The sequence below is a fragment of the Roseateles sp. P5_B10 genome, from assembly GCF_056400485.1.
Map to the genome: position 1 here is coordinate 1 of NZ_JBFULE010000519.1, position 3,789 is coordinate 3,789.

The 3,789-nt window shown below is 68.9% G+C and carries 4 protein-coding genes and 1 pseudogene; 3 read left to right on the top strand and 2 right to left on the bottom strand.

Annotation, left to right across the window (positions count from 1 at the left end; translation table 11 throughout):
- Together AC1DU6_RS23030 and AC1DU6_RS23035 are read right to left on the bottom strand one after the other, a co-directional pair.
- The coding region (locus AC1DU6_RS23030; RefSeq protein ID WP_477859861.1) for an NAD(+)--rifampin ADP-ribosyltransferase at positions 1 to 224 on the bottom strand (224 nt) is incomplete at its 3' end.
- Positions 225 to 285: 61 nt separating this feature from the next.
- Positions 286 to 1,545: an MFS transporter gene (locus tag AC1DU6_RS23035; RefSeq protein ID WP_477859863.1), complete on the bottom strand. Its 1,260-nt coding sequence runs from the start codon at positions 1,543 to 1,545 to the stop codon at positions 286 to 288.
- Positions 1,546 to 1,614: 69 nt separating this feature from the next.
- Here AC1DU6_RS23035 and AC1DU6_RS23040 point away from each other — a divergent pair, with 69 nt between their 5' ends.
- The 3 genes and pseudogenes from AC1DU6_RS23040 to AC1DU6_RS23050 form a co-directional block, all read left to right on the top strand.
- Positions 1,615 to 2,424, top strand: a complete 810-nt coding sequence (locus AC1DU6_RS23040; RefSeq protein WP_477859865.1) for an AraC family transcriptional regulator — start codon at positions 1,615 to 1,617, stop codon at positions 2,422 to 2,424.
- Positions 2,425 to 2,529: 105 nt separating this feature from the next.
- Positions 2,530 to 3,372 carry a cysteine hydrolase family protein gene (locus AC1DU6_RS23045; RefSeq protein WP_477859867.1) on the top strand — a complete coding sequence of 281 codons (843 nt, stop codon included), beginning with the start codon at positions 2,530 to 2,532 and terminating at the stop codon, positions 3,370 to 3,372.
- Positions 3,369 to 3,789 (top strand): annotated as a pseudogene (locus AC1DU6_RS23050) (nicotinate phosphoribosyltransferase); the annotation flags it as partial. The gene AC1DU6_RS23045 and the pseudogene AC1DU6_RS23050, both read left to right, overlap by 4 nt.

Below are 3,789 nucleotides of genomic sequence, written 5' to 3' on the forward strand. Positions count from 1 at the left end.
GGGCCGGTGGGCTCCACGATGTAGATGCGGCCGCGGCCGTCGCCCACGGCCAGCTCTGCGCCCCAGATCGCTGCTTCCAGCGTCGCGGACAGATAGACGTAGTTCGCCTTCTTGCGCTGGCCGTAGTTGGATGCATAGCCAGGCTGGATCAGGTCGCCGGCCTGCAGGTCGGCCTTGGTGCCGTGGTAATACGGTGGAGGGCTTGGAGCGTCGGTGCCTGTCATCGGGCAGTTAGGGACGAGGGCGCGACAGTGGCCATGTCAGAAGCAATCTCGTGAAGCCCCGTCACGCCTGGGCCGGCACCGCCGCCGTCCTGCGGCTCAGGCCCAGCCCCACCAGGCCCGCCGACGCGATACCCATCATCAACGCCGCCGCCGAGCCCGCGAACACGCCGCGCGGCATGCCCTGGTCCAGGATGGCCCCGAACACGGGTGCGGCAATCGCAAAGCCGATATCGAGGCCCGAATACACCGTGCCATAGACCCGACCGGTCGCTCCCGGCGGCGAGGCGCGCTTGATCAGCATGTCGCGCGACGGGCCGGCCAGGCCGGTGCCAAAACCCGCCAGCGCGGCGACGATGGCCGCCAGCCCGCCGGGCAGCCAGCCGGTCGCCGTCAGCAGCAGCAGTGCGGCGGCAAAGGCCATGGCAAACGCAATCGTGCGCTCCAGTCGCTCGGCCTTGGCGACCAGGAAGCCACCGCAGACCATGCCCGCCGCGCCGGCCAGCATGTAGCCCGTGACGACATAGGCCGTCAGTGCCAGCGGCAGGCCGTAGATCTGGTGCAGGGCCGGGCTGGCAAAGCTCTGGATGGCCGACAGCGCCGCCGTGCTCCAGAAGAAGAAGGAAAAGCACAGCCACACCGAGGGCAGCTTCAGGAAAGCCATGGGGTGCTCGGCCTTGACGCCGGCCGCCGGCTTCGCGTGTCCCCACGAACCTTGACGGTCGTCTATTGCCGAGCGCTGCCAGAACAGCAGGGCCATCACCGAAAGCGCAACGAGGGCGGTGCCGACATAGGCGAAACGCCAGTTGCCCGTCGCCTCGGCAATGCCGATGGAAAACACCGGCGCGAWGGCCCAGCCGAGGTTGCCGCTGATGCCATGCACCGAGAAGGCGTGGCCCAGGCGTGGTTGCGACACACGCTTGTTCAGGATGGTGAAGTCGGCCGGGTGGAAGGGGGCGTTGCCGACGCCGGCGAGTGCTGCCGCCAGCATCAGCCCGCCAAAGCCCTGGGCCAGGCCCGCAGCGATGGAGGCGAGAAAGAAGCTCGCCATCGCCGCGAACAGTACCGGCCGGGCACCGATGCGGTCGACGATGAAGCCCGACAGCGCCTGCCCGGCGCCCGAGATGACGAAAAAGGTCGTCACCAGCAAGCCCAGTTCCGAATAGCTCAGGCCAAAAGCCTGGATGAAGGCCGGGAACAGCGGCGGCAGCAGCATGTGGAAGAAGTGCGACGTGCCGTGGGCGACACCGATGGTCGAGATCGTCGTGACGTCACGCCGGCGCTGCAGGCCGGCGTCGAGGGAAGAGGCGAGGGCGGTATCCATGCCCTCAATGTAGGCAGGGCAGCGTCGGCGTTGTTACGATGGTTCGTCAACTTCTGTCGAAATTCAGCCATGGCCAGCCGCCGCAGCTTTCCTGCCTTCTCGCCCGAGCTCTTCGCGCCGACGCCCGAGCGGCCGCTGCGCGCCAAATCGCGGCTGCTGGAGCACCTGGCCGACATCCAGCCGCACCGGCACGACTGGGCCCAGCTCGTGTTCTCGATGACGGGCGCCGTGCGCGTCAACACCGAGGCGTCGACCTACATCGTGCCGCCGTCGCGGGCGGTGTGGATTCCGCCTGGCGTCGTCCACGCGGTCACGGCCATCGAGCAGTGCGACCTGCGCACCCTCTACCTCGGCCCCGAGCTGCTGGCGGGCGAGGCCTGGCAGGTGGGGCGGGTGCTGGAGGTGTCGCCGCTGCTGCGCGAGCTAGTGCTGGCCCTGCCCGCCATGCCCGATCCCGCGCCCCCGGAGGGCCGCGACGACGCCGAGCGCCGCGGCGCCATGGAGCGGCTGGTGCTCAGTGAACTCCAGCGCGCCCGCCCGTTGGCGCTGGGCGTTGCCCTGCCTCAGGACGCGCGGCTGCGCAAGCTCTGCGAGGCCATGCTGCGCGAGCCCGGCCGCCATGCCGGCCTGGACGAATGGGCCGCCGAGGCGGGCGCCAGCCCGCGCACGCTGAGCCGGCTGTTCCGCGAGCAGCTCGGCACCAGCTTCGCGCAATGGCGCTCGCAACTGCTGCTGGCCCACGCGCTGACCCTGGCCGCGCGCGGCCGGCCCATGAGCCATATCGCCAGCGAGCTCGGCTATGCCAGTGCCAGCGCCTTCACGGCCATGGTGACGCGCACGGTGGGCATGCCACCGAGCCGGTTCTTTGCAGAGGCGTGATCAGGCTTTCCGCCCGCGCTCCACCCGTCGCAGCGCCTGCCGGAATGCATCCTTGAGTCGATAGAGTTGCGCCGGCCAGGAGGCCCACAACAACAGGACACGCCCATGAAGACGCATCTGCTGCTGATCGACCCTCAGAACGATTTCTGCGACCTGCCGTTGGACTGGCTGCCGCGTTCGCCGGTAACGGGAGAACTCATCCAGCCCGCGCTGCCGGTGGCCGGTGCTCACGCCGACCTGCAGCGCGCCGCTGGCCTGGTGGAGCGCCTGCGCGGCCAGATCGACGCCATCACCGTGACGCTGGATTCGCATCACCGCATTGATATCGCCCACCCTGGCTTCTGGCAGGAAACGGCCAGCGGCCGCCACCCCGGGCCTTTCACGCCCATCACGGCCGCCCAGGTTCGCGCGAACGAATACCTGCCGCGCGACCCCGTCCGGCTCGACCGCGCGCTGGCCTATCTGGACGCGCTGGAGGCCGCCGGCCGCTACACGCTGATGGTCTGGCCGGTGCACTGCCAGATGGGCAGCTGGGGCCATGGCGTGCACGCCGGCCTGCAGGCTGCGCTGGACGCCTGGACGGACAGGGAAGGGCGCTCGGTGGCCGTCGTCACCAAGGGCGAGAACCCCTGGACCGAGCACTACAGCGCGCTGCAGGCCGAGGTGCCCGACCCGTCCGACGAAAGCACCGCGCTGAACCAGGCCCTGCTGGCCGAGCTGGATCGCTTCGACCGCGTGCTGATCGCCGGCGAGGCCGGCAGCCATTGCGTGAGAGCCACCGTCGAACACCTGGCCGACCATCTGCCGTCGCGGCAGTTGGCCAAACTGGTGCTGCTGACCGATTGCATCAGCCCCGTGGCGGGCTTCGAGGCCCAGCAGGCCGGCTTCCTGGCCGCGATGCGGGCACGCAGTTTGCAGTTGTCCACCAGCACGGAGATCCAGGCATGAGCACCCCCGTCATCACCAGCCTGCTGGACACCGACCTCTACAAGTTCACGATGTGGCAGGCGCTGCTGCATCGCCACCCGCAGACGCAGGCGGAGTACCGCTTCGTCTGCCGCAACCAGCCCGGCTACCCGCTGGCCGAGCTGAAGGCCGACGTCGAGCGCGAGCTGCAGGCGCTGTGTGCCTTGACCTTTCGCGCCGATGAGCTGGCCTATGTGAAGRGCCTGCGCTTCATCAAGAGCGACTTTGTCGACTTCCTGCGTATCTTCCGGTTCCAGCGCGATTTCGTCGAGGTGACGACGGACGGCGCGCAGCTCAACATCGTCGCGCGCGGCCCGCAGGTGCACGTGATGGGCTTCGAGATTCCGATACTGGCCATCGTCAACGAGCTCTATTTCCGCCGGCTGGATACGCCCGAGG

What these genes read in the sequence shown, in the direction of transcription:
- AC1DU6_RS23040 (WP_477859865.1), top strand. Translation starts at nt 1,615, where the DNA reads ATGGCCAGCCGCCGCAGCTTTCCTGCCTTCTCGCCCGAGCTCTTCGCG.
- AC1DU6_RS23045 (WP_477859867.1), top strand. Translation starts at nt 2,530, where the DNA reads ATGAAGACGCATCTGCTGCTGATCGACCCTCAGAACGATTTCTGCGAC.